At 63.2% G+C, this 26,676-nt stretch carries 24 protein-coding genes; 15 read left to right on the top strand and 9 right to left on the bottom strand.

Annotation, left to right across the window (positions count from 1 at the left end; translation table 11 throughout):
* Positions 1-157: 157 nt before the first annotated feature.
* The 3 genes from tnpA to tnpC all read left to right on the top strand — a co-directional run bounded on the left by tnpA (position 158) and on the right by tnpC (position 2,602).
* Complete coding sequence (gene tnpA / locus QUH67_RS25805) at positions 158-559, top strand: IS66-like element accessory protein TnpA (RefSeq protein WP_300941319.1); 402 nt, start codon at positions 158-160, stop codon at positions 557-559.
* Positions 556-903, top strand: a complete 348-nt coding sequence (tnpB, locus tag QUH67_RS25800; protein WP_300941317.1) for an IS66 family insertion sequence element accessory protein TnpB — start codon at positions 556-558, stop codon at positions 901-903. Before tnpA ends, tnpB begins: the two co-directional genes overlap by 4 nt.
* A gap of 47 nt (positions 904-950) precedes the next feature.
* Positions 951-2,602 (top strand): IS66 family transposase gene (tnpC, locus tag QUH67_RS25795; protein ID WP_300942185.1). Its coding sequence is split into 2 segments (ribosomal slippage): positions 951-2,007 and positions 2,007-2,602, totalling 1,653 coding nucleotides; the frame shifts between segments, so codons are not numbered across the junction.
* A gap of 1,127 nt (positions 2,603-3,729) precedes the next feature.
* On the opposite strand, the gene QUH67_RS25790 is transcribed toward tnpC, so the two are convergent.
* Entirely contained in the window at positions 3,730-4,953 is a 1,224-nt protein-coding gene (locus tag QUH67_RS25790; protein WP_300942184.1) for a phenylacetate--CoA ligase family protein, read from the bottom strand.
* 89 nt (positions 4,954-5,042) lie between these two features.
* On the opposite strand from QUH67_RS25790, the gene QUH67_RS25785 reads away from it, so the two are divergent.
* Positions 5,043-6,197: an AGE family epimerase/isomerase gene (locus tag QUH67_RS25785; RefSeq protein ID WP_300942183.1), complete on the top strand. Its 1,155-nt coding sequence runs from the start codon at positions 5,043-5,045 to the stop codon at positions 6,195-6,197.
* Positions 6,198-6,214: 17 nt separating this feature from the next.
* Here the strand turns inward: QUH67_RS25785 and QUH67_RS25780 are convergent, their stop codons facing one another.
* From QUH67_RS25780 to QUH67_RS25755, 6 genes are all read right to left on the bottom strand, one after another.
* Positions 6,215-7,051, bottom strand: coding sequence for an ABC transporter ATP-binding protein (locus tag QUH67_RS25780; RefSeq protein WP_300942182.1), 837 nt, complete (start codon positions 7,049-7,051; stop codon positions 6,215-6,217).
* A gap of 154 nt (positions 7,052-7,205) precedes the next feature.
* Positions 7,206-8,486, bottom strand: coding sequence for an ABC transporter substrate-binding protein (locus QUH67_RS25775; protein ID WP_300942181.1), 1,281 nt, complete (start codon positions 8,484-8,486; stop codon positions 7,206-7,208).
* 55 nt (positions 8,487-8,541) lie between these two features.
* The gene (locus QUH67_RS25770; RefSeq protein ID WP_300942180.1) at positions 8,542-9,615 is read right to left on the bottom strand and encodes a branched-chain amino acid ABC transporter permease; all 1,074 of its coding nucleotides are present in this window, start codon (positions 9,613-9,615) and stop codon (positions 8,542-8,544) included.
* A gap of 4 nt (positions 9,616-9,619) precedes the next feature.
* Entirely contained in the window at positions 9,620-10,513 is an 894-nt protein-coding gene (locus QUH67_RS25765; RefSeq protein WP_300942179.1) for a branched-chain amino acid ABC transporter permease, read from the bottom strand.
* A gap of 211 nt (positions 10,514-10,724) precedes the next feature.
* Positions 10,725-12,656 (bottom strand): long-chain fatty acid--CoA ligase, encoded by a 1,932-nt coding sequence (locus QUH67_RS25760; protein ID WP_300942178.1) that lies wholly within the window; start codon positions 12,654-12,656, stop codon positions 10,725-10,727.
* The gene (locus QUH67_RS25755; RefSeq protein ID WP_300942177.1) at positions 12,653-13,474 is read right to left on the bottom strand and encodes an ABC transporter ATP-binding protein; all 822 of its coding nucleotides are present in this window, start codon (positions 13,472-13,474) and stop codon (positions 12,653-12,655) included. The genes QUH67_RS25760 and QUH67_RS25755 overlap by 4 nt, the downstream gene beginning before the upstream one ends.
* A gap of 300 nt (positions 13,475-13,774) precedes the next feature.
* Here QUH67_RS25755 and QUH67_RS25750 point away from each other — a divergent pair, with 300 nt between their 5' ends.
* The 5 genes from QUH67_RS25750 (at position 13,775) to QUH67_RS25730 (ending at position 18,939) form a co-directional block, all read left to right on the top strand.
* Complete coding sequence (locus QUH67_RS25750) at positions 13,775-14,449, top strand: Crp/Fnr family transcriptional regulator (protein ID WP_300942176.1); 675 nt, start codon at positions 13,775-13,777, stop codon at positions 14,447-14,449.
* Between the two features lie 120 nt (positions 14,450-14,569).
* Positions 14,570-15,724, top strand: coding sequence for an aromatic ring-hydroxylating oxygenase subunit alpha (locus QUH67_RS25745; protein ID WP_300942175.1), 1,155 nt, complete (start codon positions 14,570-14,572; stop codon positions 15,722-15,724).
* 110 nt (positions 15,725-15,834) lie between these two features.
* Complete coding sequence (gene gmd, locus QUH67_RS25740; protein WP_300942174.1) at positions 15,835-16,917, top strand: GDP-mannose 4,6-dehydratase; 1,083 nt, start codon at positions 15,835-15,837, stop codon at positions 16,915-16,917.
* Entirely contained in the window at positions 16,898-17,842 is a 945-nt protein-coding gene (gene fcl, locus QUH67_RS25735; RefSeq protein ID WP_300942173.1) for a GDP-L-fucose synthase, read from the top strand. The genes gmd and fcl overlap by 20 nt, the downstream gene beginning before the upstream one ends.
* 116 nt (positions 17,843-17,958) lie before the next feature.
* Entirely contained in the window at positions 17,959-18,939 is a 981-nt protein-coding gene (locus tag QUH67_RS25730; protein ID WP_300942172.1) for a Bug family tripartite tricarboxylate transporter substrate binding protein, read from the top strand.
* A 516-nt stretch (positions 18,940-19,455) separates the two neighbouring features.
* Here QUH67_RS25730 and QUH67_RS25725 read toward each other — a convergent pair.
* Positions 19,456-20,301: a uroporphyrinogen-III synthase gene (locus QUH67_RS25725; protein WP_300942171.1), complete on the bottom strand. Its 846-nt coding sequence runs from the start codon at positions 20,299-20,301 to the stop codon at positions 19,456-19,458.
* Between the two features lie 141 nt (positions 20,302-20,442).
* Between QUH67_RS25725 and purU the strand changes: the two genes are divergently transcribed.
* Positions 20,443-21,306, top strand: a complete 864-nt coding sequence (gene purU, locus QUH67_RS25720) for a formyltetrahydrofolate deformylase (RefSeq protein WP_300942170.1) — start codon at positions 20,443-20,445, stop codon at positions 21,304-21,306.
* On the opposite strand, the gene QUH67_RS25715 is transcribed toward purU, so the two are convergent.
* On the bottom strand, positions 21,303-21,656 hold the full coding sequence (locus tag QUH67_RS25715; RefSeq protein WP_407080357.1) for a hypothetical protein: 354 nt from the start codon (positions 21,654-21,656) through the stop codon (positions 21,303-21,305). The two genes, purU and QUH67_RS25715, sit on opposite strands and share 4 nt — an antisense overlap.
* 284 nt (positions 21,657-21,940) lie before the next feature.
* Here QUH67_RS25715 and QUH67_RS25710 point away from each other — a divergent pair, with 284 nt between their 5' ends.
* The 5 genes from QUH67_RS25710 (at position 21,941) to QUH67_RS25690 (ending at position 26,660) form a co-directional block, all read left to right on the top strand.
* Positions 21,941-23,113, top strand: coding sequence for an ABC transporter substrate-binding protein (locus QUH67_RS25710; RefSeq protein WP_407080356.1), 1,173 nt, complete (start codon positions 21,941-21,943; stop codon positions 23,111-23,113).
* A gap of 180 nt (positions 23,114-23,293) precedes the next feature.
* Entirely contained in the window at positions 23,294-24,163 is an 870-nt protein-coding gene (locus tag QUH67_RS25705) for a branched-chain amino acid ABC transporter permease (RefSeq protein ID WP_300942169.1), read from the top strand.
* Positions 24,164-24,170: 7 nt separating this feature from the next.
* Positions 24,171-25,202 (top strand): branched-chain amino acid ABC transporter permease, encoded by a 1,032-nt coding sequence (locus QUH67_RS25700; protein ID WP_300942168.1) that lies wholly within the window; start codon positions 24,171-24,173, stop codon positions 25,200-25,202.
* Complete coding sequence (locus QUH67_RS25695) at positions 25,199-25,951, top strand: ABC transporter ATP-binding protein (protein WP_300942167.1); 753 nt, start codon at positions 25,199-25,201, stop codon at positions 25,949-25,951. The genes QUH67_RS25700 and QUH67_RS25695 overlap by 4 nt, the downstream gene beginning before the upstream one ends.
* Positions 25,944-26,660: an ABC transporter ATP-binding protein gene (locus QUH67_RS25690; RefSeq protein ID WP_300942166.1), complete on the top strand. Its 717-nt coding sequence runs from the start codon at positions 25,944-25,946 to the stop codon at positions 26,658-26,660. Before QUH67_RS25695 ends, QUH67_RS25690 begins: the two co-directional genes overlap by 8 nt.
* Positions 26,661-26,676 lie beyond the last annotated feature (16 nt).

The raw sequence follows: 26,676 nt of genomic DNA, 5'->3' as shown, positions 1-26,676 counted from the left end.
CGAATATTGCGCGGCGCAGCAGCTCAGATCTTTCGGGTGATTCACCTCGCAGCAGCAGAGGCGGGGCCGATAGTGAGTCGTATCCCTCCGCCAGAGGCCGTCTTGTTTGAGGGACGCGAGGGCTGCAGGTCCTAGGAGTAATCCTAGGAGAAGCACTATGACGATTTCGCGGGCGGAGGTGATCACATCGGTCGCGCGGCGGCGCCGGTGGTCGCTGGATGAGAAGGAACGGCTGGTTGCAGCATCGCTCGAGCCCGGAGCCAGTGTTTCCGAGGTGGCCCGCGTGGCAGGCCTACATGTGAGCCAGCTGTTCAGGTGGCGCAAAGCGCTTTGCAAGCATGGTGAAGCGAGTACAGCGCCGTTCGTGCCGGTCGAGATTGGGCCGTCTGCACCGCCGCGGGAGGTGGCCAAAGCGCCATTGACGACGACGGCGGCTCGTCCACGGAAGAGCCAGGGCATCATCGAGATTGATCTTGGTAGCGGGCACTGCATCCGGGTCGATGGCGACGTCGATGGAGACGCGCTACGTCGCGTTCTCGATGCTTTGGTACGCCGATGATCCCGGTTCCGACGGGCGCGCGAGTGTGGCTGGCGACAGGCTACACGGACATGCGCCGAGGCTTTCCATCGCTGGCACTCCAGGTGCAGGAGGTTCTTCGCAAGGACCCGCTCAGCGGTCATCTGTTCGTGTTCCGCGGTCGCCGAAGCGATCTTGTGAAGGTGATCTGGCACGATGGCCAGGGAGCCTGCTTGTTCACAAAAAGACTGGAGAGAGGAAAGTTCATCTGGCCATCGGTTGCCGGTGAATCGGTAACGATCTCGCCGGCGCAGTTGAGCTATCTGCTGTCCGGGATCGATTGGCGTAACCCTCAAGAAACCCATCGGCCGACGCGGGCCGGATAGCCGCTTTTACGGTTTGAATCTGCTGCTTGATCTGATTCAATGGCTTCATGATATCGAAGCCGGACGATCTTCCATCGGACCTTGCGAGTGCCCTGGCGGCGCTGCAGGCCGAGCGTGAGGCGCGGCTGCGAGCCGAGGCGGTGGCTGCCAGTGCGCAGGCGGAGCTGTCGGACAACGAGGCGCTGATCGCGCATCTCGAGCTGCGGATCGAGAAGCTCAAACGCGAACTGTACGGGCCGCGCTCCGAGCGCACGGCGCGGCTGATCGAGCAGTTGGAATTGGAGCTCGAAGAGCTGATCACCACGGCGAGTGAGGATGAACTCGCCGCGCGTGCCGCGGCTGCAAAGGTACAGAACGTTCGGGCCTTCACGCGCAAGCGGCCGGTGCGCAAGCCGTGGCCGGACGACATCGAACGCGAGCGGGTCGTCATTAAGGCGCCAACGACCTGCGCCTGCTGCGGTGGGGCGCGCTTGGCGAAGCTGGGCGAGGATGTGACCGAGACGTTGGAGGAGATTCCGCGTCGGTTCAAGCTGATCGAGACGGTTCGAGAAAAGTTCACCTGCCGCGATTGCGAAAAGATCAGCCAGTCGCCCGCACCGTTCCATGCCACGCCGCGCGGCTTCATTGGTCCGCAATTGCTGGCGACGATCCTGTTCGACAAGTTCGGCATGCATATCCCGCTCAATCGCCAGAGCGTGCGCTTCAAGGCCGAGAGGATCGACTTGCCGCTATCGACGCTGGCCGACCAGGTTGGCCACGGAACCTTCGCCGTCATGCCGCTGTTCCAACTGATCGAGCGGCATGTGCTCGCGGCGGAGCGCCTGCATGGCGACGACACCACCATCCGTATCCTGGCCAAGAGCAAGTGCACGACCGGACGAATCTGGACCTATGTGCGGGATGACCGGCCCTACGGTGGGCCTGCGCCGCCAGCGGCGGTCTATTACGCCTCGAGCGACCGACGAGGTGAGCATCCGCAGAAGCATCTGGCCGCCTTCACCGGCATCCTGCAAGCCGACTGCTACAATGGCTTCGAGCCGCTGTTCGACCCGCAGAAGAAAGCGATGCCAATCACGCCGGCATTTTGCTTCGCCCATGCGCGGCGGGCTTCTTCGAACTGGCCGATATCGAGAAAACCGCCCGGGACGGACAAAAAGGCAAACCGGTCTCCCCGATCGCGCTGGAGGCGGTCAGGCGTCTGGACGCCCTGTTCGAGATCGAGCGCGCCATCAATGGCCGCAGTGCCGACGAACGGCGTGCCGTTCGCCAAGAGCAGAGCAAGCCGCTGCTCGACGACATGCACGCCTGGCTGCTCCGCGAGCGAGAAACCCTATCGCGCTCCGCCGAGGTCCTGAGGCCCATGAACTACATGCTCAGGCGCTGGGACGACTTCGCCCGCTTCCTCGACGATGGCAGGATCTGCCTCAGCAACAACGCCGCCGAAAGAGCGTTGCGCGGCATCGCCTTGGGAAGGCGCAACTGGACCTTCGCCGGCAGTCTGCGTGGCGCTGACCGCGCCGCCATCATGCTGACGATGATCACGACCTGTCGCCTGAACGACGTCGATCCCAAAGCCTGGCTCGCCGACGTCCTCGCCCGCATCGCCGATCTTCCCGTATCCCGTCTGCACGAGCTGCTGCCATGGGAATGGAAGCTCCTGCGCCAAGCCGACAACCCCACCGATCAGCGAGCCGCCTGACCTTCACGCATCGCCATCATAGAACTCGCCGTGCCCGCGCGCATGCGTCAATCAGGCGGTCTTCATCGTATGCGTACAGTGAGTCCAGCTCCTCGGGTAGTGCAGGAGTCGGGGCGGTATCGAAGCGGACATTCATCTTGCTAGCCCCTCGTGTCTTGATGTGGATGAAAGGTCAGGCAAAATTTCAGCTTCTTCTTGCCCCCGGGTTTGGCTGGCGTCCCATAGTTGTTTAGCAATGGGCATTGGCGCAATCTGCATGTTCGCCACCAAGCCTTTTCGTCACCATGCCGATGCAGATCATGATGGTGGGAGCGGCAAAGTGGTACTGTGAACTCATCGCTGACCTAGCGCCCTAATGTCCTCGACTGCGCAGGTGATGTGGATCCGAAGGGGTTTGTTTGCAGACCAGGCAAGGTCCTCGTACAAATGACAGGTGGGGCTTGCTTCGCTTGCGCAAAGGCTCTTTTGGCAGCGCGAGCGTCGGAGCTGTACCTTGTGAGATGGCAGAGATGGACGTGTCCGCCGGTGAGGCCGTCACATTTCCCGAAGGAAGTGCGGCTTCGCCGAGCCTCCGCTGATAGGCGATTTCGATCGACCGGGCATCCGTCTCCAGCAGAGCGTTCTTTCGAAGCAGTCCGTCTTGGGCCCAGGCGAGTAGCTCACTCTCGACGGCCAGGCTGGCGATTTCGCTCAGCATCTGGTCCCGCGCTCGGGCGGACTGATTTGCGTCAAGCGTTGGCGGCCGATGCAGGACGGAGTTGTTCTGCTTGCCGTTGGTCGCGTGCTTCGGCTGGGTGCCAGCCTTGGACTTGGGTGGAGACCAAAGCGCACTGAACGCTGCGCCAACGCCGCTCCGAAGGTAGTCGAGCCAACCAATTCCAAGGTGGAAAGAGAAAGTAACGCTCCCGCGTCCGTACTTGCGTGTTATGTCCGCGCAGTTTCGCTGTTCAGGTCCAAAATATTCCCTGATGCCGCTCTGAAATTCGCTGTTTATGTGCCCGGCCGGTGACGAGAGGCCGCAAGTCTAAGAAATGTTTAGCTTTATGCCCTCAATTGCGCAATCTGCATGCATTCACTTGCGCGTTTTCCCTGTTAGGCAAGGTTCCGGGATGCGCTGCTTGATCTAGTCAGCGTTCGTCGGCGATCACCTTGCCGTCGTTCGGCAGCGATCCGGCCGCGACCAGCTCGACCTTGCCGCCGAGGTTGGTCACCGCGCGCAGCGTCGCGGCGAGGTCATCGTGGAGCTTGCCGGTGGTAGAGGCCGTCTCCGCCTTCAGCGTCATCAGGTCGCTTTCGCCCGAACGCGTGACGACGAGGCGCAGGCGTCCGAGTTCGGGATGGCGCTTGCCGATCTCGGCGACCTGCTCGGGGCGGACGAACATGCCCTTGACCTTGGTGGTCTGGTCGGCGCGGCCCATCCAGCCCTTGATGCGCATGTTGGTGCGTCCGCACGGGCTTGCGCCCGGCAGTGCCGCCGTGAGGTCGCCGAGCGCGAGCCGGATCCAAGGGTGCCGCGGATCGAGCGAGGTGACGACGATTTCGCCGACGTCGCCGGGTGCCACCGGATTGCCGGTGCCGGGGCGCACGATTTCCATGATGAGGTCCTCGTTGACGACCATGCCTTCGCGCGCCGGGGTTTCGAACGCGACCAGGCCGAGGTCGGCGGTGCCGAACGCCTGATAGGCGTCGATGCCGCGGGACTTCACGTCGTCCTGCAGCGATTTCGGAAACGCAGCACCCGATACCATCGCGCGCTTGATCGAGGAGACGTCGCGCCCGCTGGAAGCGGCGGCATCGAGCAGGATCTTGAGGAAATCGGGCGTGCCGCTATAGCCGACCGGGCGATAGGCTTCGATCAGCTCGAACTGCTGCTCGGTATTGCCGGGGCCGGCCGGGATCACGGCGCAGCCCAGTGCCCGCGCCGAGGCGTCGAAGATGAAGCCGCCGGGCGTCAGATGGTAGCTGAAGGTGTTCAGCACCACGTCGCCGGGCCGGAAGCCGGCCGCGAACAATGCCCGCGCGCCGCGCCAGGGATCGGCGTGCACAGGCTCGGGCTCGAAAATCGGTCCTGGCGAGGTGAACAGCCGCCCAAACGACCCCAAAGGCCCCGCCACGAATCCGCCGAATGGCGGAGAGGCCTTGTGCAGGGCCGGGAGTTCCGACTTGCGCAGGATGGGAAGACCCGCCAATGCGGCACGGCTGGTCACGGCAGCGGGATCGATGCCCTGCAGCCGCTCGGCATAGGCCGGTGCCGCCAGCGCCTTGCGCAGCACGTCCGGCAGCCGGGAAAACAGCTCGGTTTCGCGTTGGGCCGGTTCGCGCGTTTCGAGGGCGTCGTAATGTTCGGTCATGGCTGATGCCTTCCATGGACGCCGATTGCACGCCGCTTCTGACGTGGTATCAGACGGCTACCGGCGTCGGAGATGTTGCAGGGAACCCAATGGCTGAAACGCATAGCGCTGCGGTGGCAGACGATTCGGCCGATGTCGTCGCGAGGCTGAAGCTTCGCATGATCGAGCATTGCCTGCCGCTGTGGTCGACGGAGGGCTGGGACGACAGCACGGGCGGTTTCATCGATCGGCTCGATGAGGATGGCCGTGCGGACCGCGCGGCGCCGCGCCGGGTTTTCGTGCAGGCGCGTCAGATCTATTGCTATGCCAAGGCGGCGCAGATGGGCTGGTATCCCGAGGGCCGCGCCATCGCGCTGAAGGGGCTCGAGCACCTGCTGGCGAAGGCGAAGGCGCCCGACGGCAAGCCCGGCTTCGTCCACACACTGAAGCCGGATGGCTCGGTACTCGATCCGCTGCGCGATTCCTACGATCACGCCTTCATCCTGCTCGCGCTCGCTACTGCTTATGGGCTCGAACCCGATGCGCAAATCCGCACCGAGATCGACGCGCTGTGCCGCTTCATCGAGACGGAGCTGCGTTCGCCGCATGGCGGGGTTCACGAAGGCTTGCCGGTATCGCTGCCGCGCCGGCAGAATCCGCACATGCATCTGTTCGAATCGATGATTGCGGCGTTCGACGCGACGCATGATCTGGTGTTCCAGAACCGGGCCGGCAATTTCTTCAGCCTGTTTCTGGCCAATCTTTATGACAAGCAGCGGCAGGTGCTCGGAGAATACTTCGAAGAGGATTTCTCGAAGATCGAGCCCGTCAGCGTCGAGCCCGGGCACCAGGCGGAATGGGCGTGGCTCCTGAAGGGCTTTGAGCGCATCACCGGCTGCCCGACCGGGCGCTACCGCGGCGAACTGCTGGCGTCGGCGCTGCGCTATCGCGACGCGGCGACGGGTTGCCTGGTCGATGAAGGGCGCGCCGACGGCACCATCAGGCGGCATACGCGGCGGCTGTGGCCGCAGACCGAAATCGCCAAGGCGTGGATCGCGCAGGCCGAAGCGGGCGAGGCGGGGGCCGCGGATGAAGCGCGCGCGGCGCTGGCGCGGCTCGAACGGCATTATCTCAGCCATCCCGTCACGGGCGGCTGGTACGACCAGTTCGATCGCGACGGCAACTCGCTGGTCGCCACCATCCCTGCGTCGTCGTTCTACCATGTGCTGTGCGCTGTTGCGGAAGCGGAGCAGGTGCTCGGCTGAATAGTGGCGGGTGGTGGTCACAGCCACCGCTTTCGCCGCTTGAAGCTTTTCAGGTTCTTGAAACTCTTGCGTTGATCGCCGGCGCCGCCGAGGTAGAATTCCTTGACGTCCTCGTTGTCGCGCAATTCGTCCGCCGTGCCGTCGAGCACCACCTTGCCCTGTTCCATGATGTAGCCGTGACTCGCGACCGACAGCGCTGCGCGCGCATTCTGCTCCACGAGCAGGATCGTGACGCCGAGGTCGCGGTTGATCTCCTTGATGATGGAAAACACTTCTTTCACCAGCAGCGGCGACAGGCCCATCGACGGCTCGTCCATCAAGATCATCTTGGGCCGCGCCATCAGCGCGCGGCCGATCGCCAGCATCTGTTGCTCGCCGCCGGAGAGGTAGCCCGCCAGACCCGTGCGCTCCTTGAGGCGCGGGAAATAACGGAACACCATGTCGATGTCGGCGCCGATCTCGTTATCGGTGCGGGTGAAGGCGCCGAGTTTCAGATTCTCGATCGACGTCATGTCGGCGATGATGCGACGGCCTTCCATCACCTGGAAGATGCCGCGGCGGACGATCTTGTCAGGGTCGATGCCGTCGATGCGCGCGCCGTCGAACATGATCTCGCCGCGGATCACTTCGCCGTCCTCGGTCTTGAGCAGGCCGGAGATCGCCTTCAGCGTCGTCGACTTGCCGGCGCCGTTGGCGCCGAGCAGCGCCACGATCGCACCCTTCGGCACATCGAGGCTGAGGCCGCGCAGCACCAGGATGACCTTGTCGTAGACCACCTCGATGTTGCGGACGCTGAGCAGCGGCGCGGCGGCTTGTGCAGCCGCGGGACGGTCGATTTGAGTTGCTTCAGTCATGTCTGATCACCTCTTGCCGTCATCACCCGCGAAAGCGGGTGATCCAGTATTCCAGAGGCGCCTGCGATAGACCGAGAGGCCGCGGCGTACTGGATCCCCGCTTTCGCGGGGATGACGACGGAGTGTTGGGATCGCCCGGAGGCAATCCGCGAAATCACCAGCCGAGCCACTCGGGCTTGCGCGGCAGGTCGACGGTCTTGACCTTCTCCAGCTTGATCGCGCCGTTCTTGACGAGATCGTTGAGCGGGGCGTCGGTCGCGCCTGCGACCTTCATGCGATAGAGATCGACCTTGAGCGTGCCGCGGTGATCCTTGTCGGTCCAGGTCGAGGGGTTGCAGACGCCGTCCATGCCGGCCGGCACCCAATCCTTCTTCTGGTAGAAGCCCTTCTTGACGTTCTCGCCGGTGGCGCCACCGTTCTTGGCAGCCCATTCGACGGCTTCCTTCATGTAGAGCGCGGTGCAGACGCCGGCGACGTAGTGCACGGGGCGGTAGGCGGTACCGGCCGCGTCCGACATCTTGGAGATTTCCATCACCGTCTTCATGCCGGGTGCGTTGCCGCCCCACGCCACCGCGGTGCGCAGCGGGAACACCACGCCGTCGGCGGCGGTACCTGCGGCCTTGGCGGCGTTCTCGTCCATGCCCCAGACGTTGCCGAGAAACTGCACGTCGACGCCGGCGGCCTTGCAGGCGTTGAGCACGGAGATGTTCGAGCCGGCGGTGTTGCCGAGATAGGCGTAGTTGGCGCCGGAGTTCTTCAGGGTCAGACACTGCGCGCTGTAGTCGCCGGGCGTCAATGCGAACACGATCGGCGGCAGAGTTTCGAAGCCGAGTTCGGCGGCCATGGCTTCGCCGGCCGCCTTCGGCGCGTTCGGATAGGGATGGTTCGCGCCCATATGAACGTACTTCGGCTTGCCGGGCTTGCCCTTGGCCTTCCAGTCCTCGGCGGCCCAGGTCAGCATGCCGCGAACCGCGTCGGAGTAGCTCGGGCCATAGAAGAAGTTATAGGGCGCTGGCTTGGCCTTGCCGCCCGCACCAGTCGGGTCGGAGAGTGCAGCGGCATAGGACGCCGAAATGTCGGGGATCTTGTCCTCGGCCAGGAATCCCGTCAGCGCTTCGGTATCGGCGGTGCCCCAGCCGAGGATGGCGGCGACTTTGTCGGTGCCCGACCATTTCTTGTACTGCGCGATCGCGCGCGGCACCTGGTAGCCGTAGTCGACCGTATCGACGTCGACCTTCTTGCCGTCGATGCCACCGTTCTTGTTGATCCAGGCATAGGCGTCCGCGACGCCTTGTCCAAACGGCGTTCCAACGTCCGATGTCGCACCCGAATAGTCGGCGAGATGTCCCAGTTTCACCTGGGCCTGCGACGTCGTCGCGGCACTTGCCAGCAACAGGGCAAGCGAAGCGGTGCTTAGCAGTGTCTTCATCGTCATGGACATAATCCTCCGGTTTCTTCTCGAGGTCTTCGTTGTCCGTCCCGTTCCGACCTCAATGCGAGAACGGGTAGAGTTTCCAGTACGCCTTGATCTGCCGCCATCGGTGCGCGAGTCCGTCCGGTTCGAACACCAGAAAGACGATGATGATCAGGCCAATGGCCATCTCGCGCAGGAAGGCGATGTTGTTCTTCAACCCCAGGAACTGATCGATGGGACTGCCGCGCAGCGCAACGCTGAGCCATTCCATCGATTCCGGCAGCAGCACCATGAAGGCGGTGCCCATCAGCGTGCCCATGATCGAGCCGAGGCCGCCGATGATGATCATGGCCAGGAAGATGATCGAGCGGTCGATGCCGAAGCCTTCGTTGGACACCACCTGATTGTAGTGTGCATAAAGCGCGCCGCCGACGCCGGCAAAGAAGGCGGCAAGGCCGAACGACAACGTCCGGTACTTGGTCAGGTTGATGCCCATGATCTCGGCGGAGAGGTAATGGTCGCGCACCGCGATCAGCGCGCGGCCGTCGCGCGAGCGGATCAGGTTCGTCACCAGCAGATAGCAGACGACGACATAGGCCAGCACGACGTAGAAGTATTTCTTGTCGCCGCGCAGCGAGTAGCCGAAGATCGAGAACGGCTCGGCACTGGCCGGAACGCTGCCGCCGGTGAACCATTCGGCGCGGGCAAAAAAGTCGAGCAGGATATACTGCGCCGCCAGCGTGGCGATCGCGAGATAGAGCCCCTTCAGCCGAGCCGCGGGCAGGCCGAAAATCAGGCCGACCACGGCCGTCACGACGCCGGCGAGCGGAATGCAGAAGAAGACGGGAATCCCGAAGCGGTTGTTGAGATAGGCCGAGGTGAAGGCACCAAAGCCAAAGAAGGCGGCGTGGCCGATCGAGATCTGGCCGGTGAAGCCGACGACGATGTTCAGCCCAAGCGCTGCGATGCCGAAAATGCCGATCTGGATCAGCAAACTGAGGACGTATTCGTTGACGACGTGCGGTGCAAAGCAGATCAGGACGATGCCGGCGATCAATGCGTTGCGGCTGGTCGTGGTCGGAAACACGGTGGTGTCCGCCGCATAAGTAGTGCGGAAGTCGCCGGCGGGAATGAGGGTCTGACCAGCCATAATCTTACACCCGCTCGATGTCTTTGGTGCCGAACAGGCCGTAGGGCTTGATCATGAGAATGATAATGAGCGCGTAGAACGGCGCGATTTCGTAGAGATTTCCCCAGTGCAGATATTCGCTGTCGAGGAAATGCGCGAAATTCTCCAACAGCCCGATGATGATGCCGCCCAGCACCGCGCCGCCGACGCTGTCGAGACCACCCAGAATCGCCGCCGGAAACACCTTGACGCCGTAGGCGGAAAGTCCGGCCGAAACGCCGTTGACGACGGCCACCACCACGCCCGCGACGGCGGAGACGGTCGCCGAAATCGCCCAGGCCATCGCGAACACGCTTTTCACGGATATGCCGAGCGACTGCGCCACCTGCTGGTTGAAGGCGGTTGCACGCATGGCGAGGCCGTATTTTGAAAAGCGGAAGAACCACGCCATGCCGATCATCATCGCCACCGATACCGCAAGGCTCATCAGGTAGACGGTCTGCACCTGCAGCCCGAGAATGTTGACGTTCTGGGTCTGGAAGATGCGCGGGAACGGCTGCAGATTGACGCCGAACATCCACTTCATCAGCGCCGAAAACACCGTCGACAGCGCGATCGTCACCATGATCACGGAAATGATCGGCTCGCCGATCATCGGGCGCAGGATCACGATCTGGATGGCGATGCCGAACAGGAACATGAAGACGAGCGTGATTGGCATGCCCAGGTAGAACGGCACCTGGTATTTGGTGAGCAGCCACCAGCACACCCAGGCGCCGATCAGCAGCAGTTCGCCCTGCGCGAAATTCACGACCTGCGTCGCCTTGTAGATCAGCACGAACGACATCGCGACCACGCCATAGAGCGTGCCGACGACGAGGCCGTTGACCAGGAGCTGGATCAGGAGCTGGGTGTTCATGTTTTTCGACGCGCGAGAGTTACGGACATTCCCTCTCCCCTTGTGGGAGAGGGTGGCTTCGCGAAGCGAAGACGGGTGAGGGGTTCTCTCCGCGTTCGCAGGTGTGGAGATATACCCCTCACCCAAGCGAGTTCGCGGGGAGCGGCGGTGATGCCCTCTCCCTCAAGGGGAGAGGGCGCATCAACGGGCGCCTTGTATGATTGCTGCTTCATCATTCCGCGGCCTCCGCCATCGGCGCATCGTGGCCGAGATCGACCACCCGCAACGTGGTGCGGATGCGCTGGGTGGTGCCGTCCTGGAAGCGGATGACGGTGTCGACCGGGATGTCGCGCTTGCCGCCGTAGATCGCGTCGATGATGTCGGCATATTTCTCGTTGATGACGCTGCGGCGGACCTTTCGGGTGCGGGTCAGTTCGCCGTCGTCGGCGTCGAGTTCCTTGTAGAGCAGCAGGAAGCGGGAAATGCGCTGTGCCGCCGGCAGCGTGGCGTTGACGCTTTCGACTTCCTTGCGCAGCAGTTCATAGACTTCGGGCCGCGAGGAAAGATCGGTGTAGGTCGTGAACGAAATCCGTTTCTTCTCCGCCCATTTCGAGATGATCGAGAAGCGGATGCAGATCATGGCGGCCAGCGTGTCGCGGCCGGCGCCGAGCACGACCGTCTCGGCGATGTAGGGTGAGAATTTCAGCTTGTTTTCCAGGTATTGCGGCGAGAAGCGTTCACCGCGGGAGGTCTCGGCGAGGTCCTTGATGCGGTCAATGACGACGAGCTGCCGGTCGATGTTGAAATAGCCGGCGTCGCCGGAATGCATCCAACCGTCCTTGACATCGGCGGCGGAAGCCTCCGGATTCTTGTAGTAGCCGAGGAACATGTTGGGGTGCCGAACCACGATCTCGCCGACGCCGTTGATGTCGGGGTTGTCGATACGAAGCTCGATATCGGCCGCCATCGGCACGCCCGTCGTATCCGGGTCGACCTTTTCGAAGGGATGCAGCGTGTAAGCGCCGAGCATTTCGGTCTGGCCGTAGAGCGTGCGCAACGGCACGCCCATGGCGCGGAAGAACTTGAAGGTATCCGGCCCGAGCGCTGCGCCGCCGGTCGCGGCCGAACGCAGCCGTGTGAAGCCAAGGCGGTCGCGCAGCGCGCGGAACAGCAGCTGGTCGGCCAGGATCGAATGCTTGCCCTGCGCCAGCGCCGCGAGCCCGGTCTTCATGCCGATATCGAACAATTTCTGCTTCAGCGGCGAAGCATCCATCACGCCGGCGCGCACGTCGGCGGCGATCGATTCCCAGAGCCGCGGCGCGAACAGCACGAAGGTCGGCGCGATCTCGCGGAAATCGTGCATCATGGTCTCGGGCTCTTCGACGAAGTTGACCTTCATCCGGCACAGCAGCCCTTTGCCGAGCGCGTAGACCTGTTCCATGATCCAGGGCAGCGGCAGCACCGAGACATACTCGTCGTCCGGTCCCTTCGGATCGAACGCCAGATAGGTCGCGCAATGCTTCAGCACGCGGCCGCCCGCCAGCATCGCCAGTTTGGGGTTGGCCGTCGTGCCCGAGGTGGTGCAGAGGATCGCGGTGTCCTCGCCGCTGGTCGCATCGACCAGCCGGTCGTAGAGGCCTGCCTCGCGCGCGGCGTGCTCGCGCCCCATCGCGGCGAGCTTTTCGGCCGCCATCAGCCGCGGATCGTCGTATTTCCGCATGCCGCGCGGATCGGAATAGACGATGTGCTTGAGATTGGGCGCACGGTCGGCCAGCGCCAGCAGCTTGTCGACCTGCTCCTCGTCTTCCGCGAATACAAGCTTGGCGTCGCCGTAGCTCAGCAGATAGGCCGCTTCCTCGTCCAGCACGTCGCGGTAAAGGCCAAGGCTCATGGCGCCGATGGCGTGCGTCGCGATTTCGGCGGCCACCCAGTCCGGCCGGTTGTCGCCGATGATGCCGATGACGTCGCCGCGCCCGAGACCGAGTTCGACCATGCCGAGCGCGAAATCATGCACGCGCGTCTGGTAGTCATTCCAGGTGAAGACGCGCCACAGCCCGAGGTCCTTTTCGCGCAACGCGATTTCGCCGCCATGTTCCCGCGCATTGAGGCGCAGCAGCTTGGGGAATGTATCTGCCTTGGCGACGCGTCCAGCGTAATCCATCATGCTGCGCACTCCGGAGCGGAGGGCTTGTCGTCGGGATCGACGAGCATCTCGTCCTCTTCGCCGAGATAAGCGCGCTTGACGTGGGGGTCGGCGAGTACCGAGGCCGGATCGCCCTCGGCGATCTTGCGCCCGAAATCCAGCACCATGACGCGGTGGGAGATGTCCATCACCACGCCCATGTCGTGCTCGATCATCATCACCGTCATGCCGAACTCCTCGTTGAGATCGACAATGTAGCGCGCCATGTCCTCCTTTTCCTCGAAGTTCATGCCGGCCATCGGCTCGTCGAGCAGGATGAGTTGCGGCTCCAGCGCCATGGCGCGGGCGAGCTCGACGCGTTTTCGCAGGCCGTAGGGCAGGGTGCCGGCGGTCGCCTTGCGCACCGACTGCAAGTCGAGGAAATCGATGATCTCCTCCACCTTGCGGCGGTGCTCGAGTTCCTCTCGCCGCGCGCCCGTCAGCCAGTACAGCGAGCCCGTGATAAAGTTGTTCTTCAACAGGTGATGCCGCCCGACCATGATGTTGTCGAGCACGCTCATATGGTGGAACAGCGCGAGATTCTGGAAGGTGCGGCCGATGCCGAGCCGCGGCCGCGCGTTCGGATTGAGGCCGGTAATGTCCTTGTCGCGGTAGAACAACTGGCCTTCGGTCGGCTTGTAGCGGCCCGAAATGCAATTGACGATCGAGGTCTTGCCGGCGCCGTTCGGGCCGATGATCGAGAACAATTCGCCCTCGTTCACGCCGAACGAGACCTCGGTCAGCGCGCGAACGCCACCGAAGCGCAGCGAAACCCCGCGCACTTCCAACGTGTAAGCCACTCATTCCCTCCGGACACGGCGCTTGGGTCGCGCTCTTTATCTGGTTTTCGACCGCATCGGCGATCCTACATCGGCGGTGCCGGGCAAGCCATCCGACTAACGGTGTCTGCCGATGGTCTCGCCTCACGCGCGGTAGTGTCGCACCCCGCCACCGCGCCAAAGGCCGATGGTGCCAAGGTGGCCCTCTGTAGTGCAATGCGATAGTTTGAAATGTCTTTTGGCTGACAATTGGTCGGGAAATTTTGCCGCGCCGCCTTCTGTTGCGGTGCAGCACGTTTGGGTGCAACGGTCGATGCGATCATGATTGCAGTGGATTACCTCAAACGCATCGCGGCGTGGTCGCGTGAGCTCAACGAACGCGAAATCGAGGTTGCCCGGGCCGGCATCGTCGAGAAATTCTTTCGCGCCAACGAGTATGTCTTCATGCGCGGCGACGCCTTCGACTATTGGACCGGCATCGTCACCGGTCTTGCCCGGATGGGTACCGTGTCGAGCGGCGGCAAGGCCGTGACGCTGGCCGGCATGACCGCGGGCGCCTGGTTCGGGGAGGGCTCCGTCCTGAAGAGCGAGCCGCGCCGCTACGACGTGGTCGCGCTGCGCGACACCCGCCTGGCGCTGATGGACCGAAACACCTTCTTCTGGCTGTTCGAGAACAGCGTCGCGTTCAACCGTTTTCTGGTCCGGCAGCTCAACGAGCGGGTCGGCCAGTTCATCGGGGCGCTGGAACACGACCGCATGCTCGATGCCACCAGCCGCGTCGCGCGCTCGATCGCCTCTCTGTTCAACCCCATACTCTATCCCGACATGACGCGTCACCTCGAGATCACACAGGAGGAAATCGGAGCGCTGTCCGGCATTTCGCGGCAGAACGCCAACCAGTGCCTGAAGCGACTGGAGCAGGAAGGGTTGCTGCGGCTCGAGTATGGCGGCGTTACCGTCATTGAACTGGAACGCCTGCGCCATCATGGCGAGTAGGCCGCGTCGACTGTTCCCAAGCGATACGGTGCCGTATTGAAACTCGAGGTGGTACGTGCTAGTGATACGGTGCCGTATCGCGGCGATCGGTTTTGAGACCACAGCCAGCTGGAGATGTCCATGAGCAGGCAGGATCAGATCAACCTTTTGAAGCGGTTGCTGCACTACGTGGAGACGCGGACCACGGCGATGGCAGACAGCCCTTGGCGTAACGAGGTGACGGCCTACACCGATGCGGAGCGAATGGCTGAGGAACAGCGGGTGCTGTTCCGCAAGCATCCGCTGGTCATGGGGTTTGCTTCGGACTGGCCGGAGGCGGGGAGCTTCAGCACCGACGACCATGCCGGCCTGCCCGTCTTGATCGTGAGGGGACGCGACGGCAAACTGCGCGCCTTCCTGAACGTGTGCCGCCATCGCGGCGCCAAGGTGGCGCAGGGCTGCGGCAAGGCGCGGCTGCTCTCGTGCCCCTATCATGCCTGGACCTACGATCTGGCCGGCGAGCTGGCGGGTATTCCTGACGAGCGCAGCTTTCCCGACGTGCGCGGCGAACGCGGCTCGCTGGTCGAACTGCCGCTGTGCGAAAAGCACGGCCTGGTATGGGTGATCCCGACCGCGGACGGTTCGACGAGTTTCGACATCGATCCATGGCTCGGCGGGCTCGCCGACGAACTTGCTTCGTACCAATTTGCGACCTGGTCGTTCTTCGACCGGCGTCTGATTCCGGAGACCATGAACTGGAAGATCGTCGTCGACACCTTCAACGAGGGCTATCACGTCGGCTTCCTGCATCGCGATTCCCTGCGCGACATCCTGCATGGCAACGTGACCGATTTCGAGGCGTTCGGCCTCAACCATCGGCTGACGTTCCCGCGCCGGAAACTCGAGCGGCTCAAGTCCGAGCCCGAGGACAAGTGGGATCTGATGTGGAACACGACGCTGGTCTATTTGCTGTTCCCCAACACCGCGCTGCTCGTGCAGGGCGACCATGTCGAACTCGCACGGGTGTTCCCCTGCGACGGACGCACGGATCGCTCGGTCATGGATCTCGGGCTTTACGTGCCGAAGGCGCCGCGCACCGAGGAAGAGCGTCTCCATTGGGACAAGAACATGCAGCTCGTGCTCGACGTCGTCACCGGCGAGGATTTCCCGGCCGGGCGTAGCATCCAGATCGGGCTGACATCGGGCGCGCAGACGCACACGGTCTATGGCCGCAATGAGCCGGCCATGATCCACTACCATCGGTCGATGCGGACGGCGCTCGGCCTAAGGGTCTGAAATCTAGCGAGTTTCAGATTAGACTATACCTCTCTTGGATGCTATGGCCTGCGCCGCGCAGGCGGCTTCCCGCGTAGCCGCAACGTGGGGCCGAGGCCCTTGGAGAGATGATGAAGGCTCAAAATTCAAAGCGCGTCGCGCTGATCACCGGTGTCACCGGCCAGGACGGCGCCTATCTTGCCGAATATCTGCTCGGCCTCGGTTATGAGGTCCATGGCATCAAGCGGCGGTCGTCCTCGTTCAACACCGCGCGCATCGATCACCTCTACCAGGACCCGCACTCGCGCAAGAAGCCGTTTTTGCTGCATTACGGCGACATGACCGACTCGACCAACCTGATCAGGCTGATGCAGCAGATCAGGCCGACCGAGATTTACAATCTCGCCGCCCAGAGCCATGTTGGCGTCAGCTTTGAAAGCCCCGAATACACCGCCAACGCCGACGCCATCGGCGTGCTGCGGCTGCTGGAGGCGATCCGCATCCTCGGCATGGAAAAAGAGACGCGGTTCTATCAGGCCTCGACCTCGGAACTGTATGGCCTCGTCCAGGAGGTACCGCAGAAGGAAACCACGCCGTTCTATCCGCGTTCGCCTTACGGCGTCGCCAAACTCTACGGCTACTGGATCACGGTCAATTACCGCGAGGCTTACGGCATCTTTGCTTCGAATGGCATCCTGTTCAACCACGAGAGCCCAATCCGCGGCGAGACCTTTGTGACGCGCAAGATCACGCGCAGCGTGGCCCGCATCGAGGCCGGCCTGGAACACATGCTCTATCTCGGCAATCTGGAAGCCAAGCGCGACTGGGGTCATGCGCGAGACTATGTCGAGGGCATGCACATGATATTGCAGTCGGATGCGCCCGACGATTTCGTGCTGGCAACCGGCGAGACGCGTTCGGTGCGCGAGTTCGTCGAGCTGGCGTTCGCCGAGGTTGGCCGCGCCATCGAATGGCGCGGCAAGGGCGTCGACGAAACCGGAATCGACAAGAAGTCCGGCAACACCGTGGTCCGCATCGATCCGGTCTACTTCCGCCCGACCGAGGTGGACCTTCTGGTCGGCGATGCCAGCAAGGCGCGCGAAAGGCTCGGCTGGAAGCCCAAAACTCCGTTCGCGCAGATGGTCAAGGAAATGGTCGCCAACGATCTCAACAAGGCACGGCGGGAGGTGGCCAATGGCAAGTCTTCTGTTTGAGCTGACGGGCAAGACGGTCTACGTCGCCGGCCATCGCGGCATGGTCGGTTCCGCGCTGGTGCGCCGGCTGGCGCGGGAAGGTGCCGAGCTGCTCACCTTGCCCCGCAGCGAGGCTGACCTGCGCGACCAGGCGGCGGTCAACCGCTGGTTTGCCGCCAAACGTCCGCAGGTGGTGTTTCTTGCCGCCGCCAAGGTCGGCGGCATCGTCGCCAACAACACGCTGCGCGCCGAATTCCTCTACGACAATCTGGCGATCGCGACCAACGTGATCCACGCGGCGCATGTCCATGGCGCCGAGAAGCTGATGTTCCTCGGCTCATCCTGCATCTATCCAAAACTGGCGCCGCAGCCCTTGCGCGAGGACTCGATGCTGACAGGGCCTCTGGAGCCGACCAACGAGCCTTACGCCATTGCCAAGATCGCCGGGATCAAGTTGGCGGAAGCCTATCGGCACCAGTACGGCGCCGACTTCATCAGCGTGATGCCGACCAACCTCTACGGCAGCGGCGACAATTATCATCCCGAATACAGCCACGTCGTCGCCGCCCTGATCCGCCGTTTCCACGAGGCGAAGCTCTCAGGCGCGAAGGAGGTCGTGGTCTGGGGCACCGGCACGCCGCGACGCGAATTCCTCTATGTCGATGATCTCGCCGACGCCTGCGTTCATCTGATGAAGACCTATTCAGAGAGCGAGCTGGTCAATATCGGCACCGGCGAAGACATCACGATCGCCGAATTCGCCCGCGTGGTCGCCGCGACCGTCGGCTATGCCGGCCAGATCAGTTTCGATACGTCGCGCCCGGACGGCACCCCGCGAAAACTGCTCGATGTCTCCAGGCTGGCCAAACTTGGCTGGCGGGCCTCGACCTCACTGGAAGACGGCATCCGGCTCGCCTATCAGGCCTATCTCGTCGAGACGAAGTGACACGGTAACTCCGCGTCCCCTCCGGCGAAAACCGGTACACATTCCCCGATCATCCTCTAGGATGCGCGTACCCGAGCGGCCGAAAAGAGCCGCCAGCGCGTTTCTCTGGAGGAAGCATGAAGAAGTTTCAGCGCCGTCAATTCCTGCAACTCGCCGCCGGTGCGGCTGCATTGCCAGTCACGTCAAGCATCGCCAGCGCGCAGGCCTATCCGTCGCGGCCGGTTCGCCTCGTCATCGGTTACACGCCGGGCGGCTCGGCGGATCTCACCGCGCGCCTGATGGGGCAGTGGCTGTCGGAAAAGCTCGGGCAGTCCTTTGTGATCGAGAACCGGCCCGGCGGCGGCACCAATATCGCCACCGAACAGGTGCTGCGCGCCACGCCCGACGGCTACACGCTGCTGCTGGTGGCGCCGGCGAATGCGATCAACGCCACGCTCTACGACAAGCTGCCGTTCGATTTCATCAAGGAGAGCGAGCCGATCGCCGGCATCATCCGCTTCCCCAATGTCGTGGTGGTGCATCCCTCGCTGCCGATCAAGACGATCCCCGAATTGATCGCCTACGCCAAGGCCAATCCCGGCAAGCTCAACATGGCATCCTCAGGCAACGGCTCGACGATCCACATGTCGGGCGAACTGTTCAAGATGATCACCGGGATCAACATGGTGCACGTGCCGTATCGCGGCGGCGCGCCGGCGCTCACCGACATGCTGTCCGGCCAGATGCAGGTGATGTTCGACAACATTCCGACCTGCGCCGAGCACGTCAAATCCGGCAAGCTGCGCGGCCTTGCGGTCACCAGCACGACCCGTTCGGAAGTGCTGCCGGATCTGCCGCTGGTCGCCGATTTCCTGCCCGGCTACGAGGCGAGCGCCTGGTATGGCCTCGCAGCGCCGAAGGGCACGCCGCCGGAAATCGTCGAGCGACTCAACAAGGCCGTCAACGAGATCCTGGCCGATCCCAAGGCCAAGGCGCGCTTTTCGGAGCTCGGCGCCATCCTGCTGCCCGGCTCGGCGCCGGAGTTTGGGAAGCTGGTGGCGGACGAGACCGAGAAGTGGGGCAAGGTGGTGAAGTTTGCGGGCGCGAAGGTGGATTAGGGCGGGGATCCGTCAAGCTGGCGGGGAGCTAAAGCTGCAGGGCAGAAGCGGATCAGCCGCGTCGTGATGTCCGCAAGCGCTCCCTGCGCGGGCTCGGGCCGCTTACTCATCTACTCGAATTTCTTGGCAAAACCTATCGACAAAGCGTTGGCGAATTTGCCTGAACCACCGCGTTTCATACTCTGCCACGAAGCCCTCGGCCGTCAGTACCGCGTATGCAAATTGGTCGGCTGTGAGAGTCTTCGTTGACGCAATTCGTCGGGCGTCAGCGGGTGGAATGCAGAATCCCCAATCAATGCAAAGTTCGCCCAGCAACTGGGACAGGCGGTCTTCCAACGATGAACCTTGCTGGAGCGGCCGAACACCCATGGTTTCTACCCTTTGCCTGACCGCAGTGACGGATAGCACAAATGAGGCTTCCGGTGCTGGCCCCTCGCGCGCAGGTGGAGATCAGCGGCTGATCTCCGCTGCAGCGGACGTTTGGTCGGTCTCACGTAATCCGGATTGACTGAACGGTCAGTTTCCCGCCGCCGCGCGGGGCGGATTTCTGCCAAGCGCCGTCGCCATCGCCGAGATCAGCGGCCGCATGAAAAAAGCGTCCTCAGCCGGATAGATGTCCGTGCGCAGGCCGTGCGACTTCAGTTCATCGGATACGGCCGGCCCGACCGACGCGATCATCGTCTGTTCGAGTCCATTGCGCAGCCGCTTCTCGCAGCCTCGCGCGCGCGCCACCTCGATCAGGCGGCGGATCTGGCCGAGATTGGTCAGTGCGATCGCGTCGATGCGGCCTTCGGCCATCTCGTCGATCGCCGTGATGATGTTGGCATCGGCGGCCTGCGCGTCATAGGCATAGGGCAGCACGGTATCGACCACGGCGCCTTGCGCCTCGATCGCGCCGATCAGGACGCTATGGTCCTTGTCGGGATAGAGCTGCAGGCCGAGGCGTCGGCCTTTGAGATCGAGTCGCGACAGCATGTCGGCGACGCCCTCGGAGGTCGGCTTTTCCGTCGTCATCTGCGGTTCCAGGCCGATTTCGCGCAGCGCCTTGCCCGGTTTGGGGCCGCGCGCGAGTTTGCGCGCCTTGCCGAGCGAGGCGACGAAGGCTTCTTCGACGCCGATCGGCCGCACCACTTTCATCAGCCGGCGCAGGCCTTCGCCGGTCAGCAGCACCAGGTCGTCCAGCGGCCTTTCGATGGCCCGCACGATCCAGGCTTCGACCGGCGCCGGGTCCGGCGCGTCGCGAATGGTGAACATCGGACATTGCAGCACGTCGGCGCCCTGTTCGGTGAGCAGGCGGGAAAACTGCGCTTCCTCGCGGGTTTCCAGGATCAGGATGCGGTAACCGTTCAATCTGTCAGCCATGATCTCGCTCCAACGCTTTGGCTTCGCGCTTTGTTCATCCTGATCCCCCTTTCGGGATTGGCGCAAGCGCGGGCGCGGTGATAGAGCAGGGCCCGCAAATCGCCGCTTCGCCCTTTTGCCCGAAATGTAGTCAGCTCCGCCATGCCCGATCACCAGTTCGTCCTGACGCTGTCCTGCCCGGACCGCCCCGGCATCGTTTCCGCAGTGTCGACCTTTCTGGCCCATAACGGGCAGAACATCCTGGACGCCCAGCAGTTCGACGATATCGAAACCCAAAAATTCTTCATGCGGGTGGTGTTCACCGCCGCCGATCTCGCCGTGGAATTGCAGGCGCTCCAGACCGGGTTCACCGCGATCGCCGACCGCTTCGCCATGGACTGGCAGATGCGCGACCGCGCCCATCGCCGCCGGGTGATGCTGCTGGTGTCCAAGTCGGATCACTGCCTGGTCGATATCCTCTATCGCTGGCGCACCGGCGAACTTCAGATGATCCCGACCGCTGTTGTCTCCAACCATCCGCGCGAGAGCTACGGCAATCTCGATTTCGGCGAGATACCGTTTCATTACATGCCCGTGACAAAGGAGACCAAGCGCGAGCAGGAACAGGCGGTCTGGAAACTGGTTCAGGACACCGGGACCGAACTCGTCGTCCTGGCGCGCTACATGCAGATCCTGTCGGACGAGATGTCGGCAAGACTGTCAGGGCGCTGTATCAACATCCACCACTCGTTCCTGCCGGGCTTCAAGGGCGCGCGGCCCTACCACCAGGCCCATGAGCGCGGCGTCAAGCTGATCGGCGCCACCGCGCATTACGTCACGCGCGACCTCGACGAAGGCCCGATCATCGACCAGGACGTCGAGCGCATCAGCCACCGCGACACGCCGGAAGATCTCTCGCGCAAGGGCCGCGACATCGAGCGCCGCGTGCTGGCGCGCGCCATGCGCCATCACCTGGAGGATCGCGTGATCCTCAACGGGCGCAAGACCGTGGTCTTCATGGATTAGCGCGCCGTATCTTGTGCGGCGGGTGCGGGTTTGGCTGCCTGCTCCCGCTCAGCCGCCGGCTGCAATCGCTTCCGCTCGCGCTCCCGCATGAACTCGTCATATTTCGCGGTGCCGGGGCGGGGCGGCGCGTCCGCGGGGAGTCCCCCGATCGCCGCCGGGATGGCGTCACTGACGCCGGCAGCAATTCTCTCGTTGACGGTTCCACAACCGGCCAGGCCGCAGCCCGCGAGGGCGACGGCGAGAAGCCGGATGATATGGCGCGCGCTGGTTGGCATCGGCAGAAGCTTACGGCCTGACTCTTTATGGGTGATGATGGATGATGGATTTAGGACGCCGCCGGGAGCAGACAAGGCCTCTTTGCTGACAGGACCAATTTATTTGTACAGTCGTACAAATAAGCCGCCGATGCAGTGTTGGGCAGCTAGGCGGGTTCATATTATGATACCGTCGCGTCGGTGGCGACCGTTTTAGCCGACCGATCCATTCGCGGCGCCGCGCCAATGGTCCGATTGACAAAAGGGCTTGCAGCAACGCCATGTCGCGGCGCTACCCGGCCGAAAAATCCGGGTTATGATGCGATCAAGGGCCGGGGACTCGGTTCGAGCACACACGGCCGATCAGGGGGAGGATACTGATGTCTATTCGCAGTCACATGGTGCTGGCCGCAAGCGCGGTCGCGGGGATACTGGCCTTTGCGCCGGCTCAAGCCCAGGAAACCGTCAAGATTGGTCTGATTCTGCCGATGACCGGCGGCCAAGCGTCGACCGGCAAGCAGATCGACAACGCGGTCAAGCTCTACATGCAGCAGAACGGCGACACCGTCGCCGGCAAGAAGATCGAAATCATCCTGAAGGACGATGCGGCGGTCCCCGACAATACCAAGCGCCTGGCGCAGGAACTCATCGTCAACGACAAGGTCAGTTTCATCGCCGGCTTCGGCGTGACGCCGGCAGCCCTGGCCGCCGCGCCGCTGGCGACGCAGGCCAAGGTTCCGGAAATCGTGATGGCGGCGGGCACCTCGATCATCACCGAACGCTCGCCCTACATCGTCCGCACCTCGTTCACGCTGGCGCAGTCGTCGACGATCATCGGCGACTGGGCCGCCAAGAACGGCATCAAGAAGGTGGCGACGCTCACTTCCGACTATGCGCCGGGCAATGACGCTCTCAACTTCTTCAAGCAGAACTTCACCGCCGGCGGCGGCGAGATCGTAGAAGAAGTGAAGGTGCCGCTGCAAAACCCTGATTTTGCACCATTTCTGCAACGCATGAAGGATTCCAAGCCCGACGCCGTGTTCGTGTTCGTGCCGGCCGGACAGGGCGGCAACTTCATGAAGCAGTATGCCGAGCGCGGCCTCGACAAGTCCGGTATTCGGGTGATCGGCCCCGGCGACGTGATGGACGACGATCTGCTCAACGGCATGGGCGACGCGGCGCTCGGCACCGTCACCGCGCATCTCTATTCGGCGGCGCATCCCTCGGCGGCCAACAAGGAATTCGTCGCCGCCTACAAGAAGGCCTTCAACCAGCGTCCGGGCTTCATGGCGGTCGGCGGCTATGACGGCATTCGCCTGATCTACGAGGCCTTGAAGAAGACCGGCGGCAAGACCGATGGCGACGCGCTGATCGAGGCGATGAAGGGCATGAAGTGGGAAAGCCCGCGCGGTCCCATCATGATCGATCCGGAAACCCGCGACATCGTGCAGAATATCTACATCCGCAAGGTGGAGAAGGTCGACGGCGAGCTCTACAACGTCGAATTCGCGACCTTCGAGGCGGTAAAGGATTCCGGCAAGACCAAAAAGTGACGGCAAAGCCGTGGAGCCCATCGTGTTGCTCCGCTCTTTCCGCGTCATGCCCGGGCTTGACCCGGGCATCCACGTCTTTCTTCCACGGCAAGTCGCAAAGGAAGACGTGGATGGCCGGGACAAGCCCGGCCATGACGCTATCGCGTTAGTTTCGCTTCAGATCTTGGCTAGCCTCCTCCCATGACCACGCTGTTCACCATCCTGTTCGACGGTATCGCCTACGGCATGCTGCTGTTTGTGCTCGCCTGCGGGCTGGCGGTGACGCTGGGGCTGATGAATTTCGTCAACCTCGCCCACGGCGCCTTCGCCATGACCGGCGGCTATATCTGCGCCGTGCTGGTGAACAATTCCGGCTGGCCGTTCTTTTCAGCGCTGCCGCTGGCCTTCGTCTCGGCAGCTTTGATCGGCGTGGCGCTGGAGCGGACGCTGTACCGCCATCTCTACACCCGCAGCCATCTCGACCAGGTGCTGTTCACGATCGGCCTGACTTTCATGTCGGTGGCGGCGGTGGACTACATCATGGGATCGTCGCGGATCTTCATCAAGCTGCCGGCGGCGCTCGAAGGGCAGTTCGATTTCTTCGGCGTCGGAATCGGCCGCTACCGGCTGATGATCATCGTGATCTGCGGCCTGCTCACGGTCGCACTGCAACTGATCCTGTCAAAAACCCGGTTCGGCAGCCGTTTGCGTGCCGCCGTCGATGATCCCCGCGTTGCCAGCGGGCTCGGCATCAACGTGCCGCAGGTTTTCGCGTTCACGTTTGCGTTCGGCTGCGGCCTTGCGGGGCTGGGCGGGGCGCTGAGCGCCGAGATTCTCGGGCTCGATCCGTATTTTCCGCTGAAATTCATGATCTACTTCTTGATCGTGGTCACCGTCGGCGGCTCCTCCAGCATCACCGGGCCGTTCCTCGCGTCGCTCCTGCTCGGCATCGGCGACGTCGCCGGCAAATATTACGTGCCGAAGATGGGGCCGTTCGTCATCTACACCATCATGATCGTGATCCTGATCTGGCGTCCGAACGGCCTGTTCGGCCGCACGGCTGCGCGGTGAGCCGGCGATGAGCGTGGTGTCCGACGTCTCGTCCCATGCCATGGCCCGCGCCCGCTGGCGGCCGGCCGAAATCGCGTTCTGGATTCTGGCGGCGTCCTGCGCGTTCCTGTTTCCGTCGCGCTATCTGATCATGACCGACATCATCCGGCTGGCGCTGTTCACGCTGTCGCTTGACCTGATCCTCGGTTACGCCGGCATCGTCTCGCTGGGGCACGCCGCCTTCTTCGGCGTCGGGGCGTATTCGGCGGGGCTGTTGGCCTTGCACGGCATCATCAACGAGCCTGTCATTGCGCTGGTCGTCGCCGGTCTGATCGCAATGGCGCTCGGTTTCCTCACCAGCTTCCTTGTCATCCGCGGCGTCGACCTGACCCGGCTGATGGTGACGCTCGGCATCGCGCTGCTGCTCGAAGCGCTGGGGGAACGCTTTTCCAACATCACCGGTGGCACCGACGGCCTGCAGGGCATCGAGATGCAACCGATCCTCGGCCTGTTCGCGTTCGACATGTTCGGCAAGACCGGCTTCTTCTATTCGCTGACCGTGCTGTTCCTGCTGTTTCTGCTGGCGCGGCGGATCGTCAATTCGCCGTTCGGCCTGTCGTTGCGCGCAATCAGGAACAATCCGCTTCGGGCGTCGGCGATCGGCGTGCCCGTCAACCGCCGCCTGGTTGCGATCTACACCGTGGCGGCGTTCTATGCCGGCATCGCAGGCGCCTTGTTCACCCAGACCACGGCGCTGGCTTCGCTCGATGTGTTCTCCTTCGAACGTTCGGCCGACCTGATGCTGGTGCTGGTCATCGGCGGCACCGGCTATCTCTATGGCGGGCTGATCGGCGCCGTCGTCTTCAAGATGCTGCAGGAACTGTTTCAGACCATCACGCCGCAATACTGGCTGTTCTGGATCGGGCTGGTGCTGGTCGTGATGGTGCTGATCGGTCGCGAGCGCATCCATCGCTGGGTGCTTTGGGGGCCGAACTTCGTCATTCAACGGGTATTCGGACGCAAGACCGTGGTGGCCGTTCCCGAAAGCGATGCGCCATGACGATCGCGCTGGAAACCAGGAGACTGGAAAAATCCTTCGGCGGCCTGCGGGTCACCCGCGACCTGTCGCTGCAGGTGATGCAGGGCGCCCGCCACGCCTTGATCGGGCCGAACGGCGCCGGCAAGACCACCGTCATCAACCTCCTGACCGGCGTCCTCAACCCGAACGGCGGGCAGATCCTGCTCGAGGGCAACGACATCACCGACCTGCCGGTCCACGCAAGGGTGCTGCGCGGGCTGTCGCGCACCTTCCAGATCAACCAGCTGTATGCGGACCTGACCCCGCTCGAAACTGTGGGGCTCGCGGTCTCCGAACGGCTCGGCCGCGGCGGCGACTGGTGGCGGCGGATGGGCACGCGCCCAGACGTCAATGAAGAGATCGCGGAAACGCTGGCGCGCTTTCATTTGCTCGACGTCATGAACGAACTGACGGCGACGCTGCCTTACGGCAAGCAGCGCCTGCTCGAGATCGCGGTGGCAATCGCGACCAAGCCGCGCGTGCTGCTGCTGGACGAGCCCGCCGCCGGCGTGCCCGAGAGCGAACGTCACGATATTCTGGCCGCTGTCGCCGCGCTGCCGCGCGACGTCACGGTGCTGCTGATCGAACACGACATGGACCTGGTGTTTTCGTTCGCCGATCGCATTTCGGTGCTGGTCAACGGCGCCATGCTGGTGGAGGGGCCACCGGAGGAAGTCGCGCGTGATCCGCAAGTCAAGGCGGTCTATCTCGGCGAGGCGGCCGATGTCTGAGCTTCTCGTCATCGACGCCCTGCGCGCCGGCTACGGCGACGCCGTGGTGCTGCCCTCGATGTCGCTGAAGCTCGGCGAAGGCCAGGTGCTGGCGCTGCTCGGGCGCAACGGCACCGGCAAGACCACGCTGATCAATTCGATCGTCGGCATCACCCGCCGTTTCGGTGGCAGCCTCTCGCTCGGTGGGCAGGACATTACGGCGATGCGGCCGGACCAGCGGGCGCGGGCAGGGATCGGCTGGGTGCCGCAGGAGCGCAATATCTTCCGCTCGCTGACGGTCGAGGAAAACATGACCTCGGTGGCCCAACCGGGCCCCTGGACCGTCGACAGGGTTTACGACATGTTTCCGCGACTGAAAGAACGCCGCAGCAATTTCGGCAACCAATTGTCGGGCGGCGAGCAGCAGATGCTGGCGATCGGCCGTGCGCTGACCCTCAATCCCAAGGTCTTGCTGCTCGACGAGCCGACCGAGGGGCTGGCGCCCATCATCGTAGAGGAATTGCTCCGGGCGTTGGGCACCATCACCCGTGCCGGTGGTATCTGCTCGATTATCGTCGAGCAGAACGCGCAAAAGATTCTGGGGCTGGCGGATCGGGTTGTGATATTGGAACGCGGCGCGATCGTGCATGATGCGGCAAGCCACGCGTTAAAGGCAGATCCCGCGGTACTCGAACGCTATCTCGGCGTCGCCGGCGCCGCCGCGCATTAGAAGATTTGATGGGAGT

Source organism: Bradyrhizobium roseum (assembly GCF_030413175.1).
In the GTDB taxonomy this organism is placed as follows: Bacteria; Pseudomonadota; Alphaproteobacteria; order Rhizobiales; family Xanthobacteraceae; genus Bradyrhizobium; species Bradyrhizobium roseum.
Note: the sequence above shows the minus strand (reverse complement) of the source record. Positions and strands in the feature narration are given on the sequence as shown.

Coding starts and splice junctions, on each gene's coding strand:
- QUH67_RS25710 (WP_407080356.1), top strand. CDS start 21,941: ATGTCTATTCGCAGTCACATGGTGCTGGCCGCAAGCGCGGTCGCGGGG.
- tnpB (WP_300941317.1), top strand. CDS start 556: ATGATCCCGGTTCCGACGGGCGCGCGAGTGTGGCTGGCGACAGGCTAC.
- QUH67_RS25790 (WP_300942184.1), bottom strand. CDS start 4,953: ATGACCGAACATTACGACGCCCTCGAAACGCGCGAACCGGCCCAACGC.
- QUH67_RS25780 (WP_300942182.1), bottom strand. CDS start 7,051: ATGACTGAAGCAACTCAAATCGACCGTCCCGCGGCTGCACAAGCCGCC.
- QUH67_RS25695 (WP_300942167.1), top strand. CDS start 25,199: ATGACGATCGCGCTGGAAACCAGGAGACTGGAAAAATCCTTCGGCGGC.
- QUH67_RS25770 (WP_300942180.1), bottom strand. CDS start 9,615: ATGGCTGGTCAGACCCTCATTCCCGCCGGCGACTTCCGCACTACTTAT.
- QUH67_RS25765 (WP_300942179.1), bottom strand. CDS start 10,513: ATGAACACCCAGCTCCTGATCCAGCTCCTGGTCAACGGCCTCGTCGTC.
- QUH67_RS25775 (WP_300942181.1), bottom strand. CDS start 8,486: ATGACGATGAAGACACTGCTAAGCACCGCTTCGCTTGCCCTGTTGCTG.
- QUH67_RS25700 (WP_300942168.1), top strand. CDS start 24,171: ATGAGCGTGGTGTCCGACGTCTCGTCCCATGCCATGGCCCGCGCCCGC.
- QUH67_RS25760 (WP_300942178.1), bottom strand. CDS start 12,656: ATGATGGATTACGCTGGACGCGTCGCCAAGGCAGATACATTCCCCAAG.
- fcl (WP_300942173.1), top strand. CDS start 16,898: ATGGCAAGTCTTCTGTTTGAGCTGACGGGCAAGACGGTCTACGTCGCC.
- QUH67_RS25705 (WP_300942169.1), top strand. CDS start 23,294: ATGACCACGCTGTTCACCATCCTGTTCGACGGTATCGCCTACGGCATG.
- tnpA (WP_300941319.1), top strand. CDS start 158: ATGACGATTTCGCGGGCGGAGGTGATCACATCGGTCGCGCGGCGGCGC.
- purU (WP_300942170.1), top strand. CDS start 20,443: ATGCCCGATCACCAGTTCGTCCTGACGCTGTCCTGCCCGGACCGCCCC.
- QUH67_RS25690 (WP_300942166.1), top strand. CDS start 25,944: ATGTCTGAGCTTCTCGTCATCGACGCCCTGCGCGCCGGCTACGGCGAC.
- QUH67_RS25725 (WP_300942171.1), bottom strand. CDS start 20,301: ATGGCTGACAGATTGAACGGTTACCGCATCCTGATCCTGGAAACCCGC.
- QUH67_RS25750 (WP_300942176.1), top strand. CDS start 13,775: ATGATTGCAGTGGATTACCTCAAACGCATCGCGGCGTGGTCGCGTGAG.
- QUH67_RS25785 (WP_300942183.1), top strand. CDS start 5,043: ATGGCTGAAACGCATAGCGCTGCGGTGGCAGACGATTCGGCCGATGTC.
- QUH67_RS25730 (WP_300942172.1), top strand. CDS start 17,959: ATGAAGAAGTTTCAGCGCCGTCAATTCCTGCAACTCGCCGCCGGTGCG.
- QUH67_RS25745 (WP_300942175.1), top strand. CDS start 14,570: ATGAGCAGGCAGGATCAGATCAACCTTTTGAAGCGGTTGCTGCACTAC.
- gmd (WP_300942174.1), top strand. CDS start 15,835: ATGAAGGCTCAAAATTCAAAGCGCGTCGCGCTGATCACCGGTGTCACC.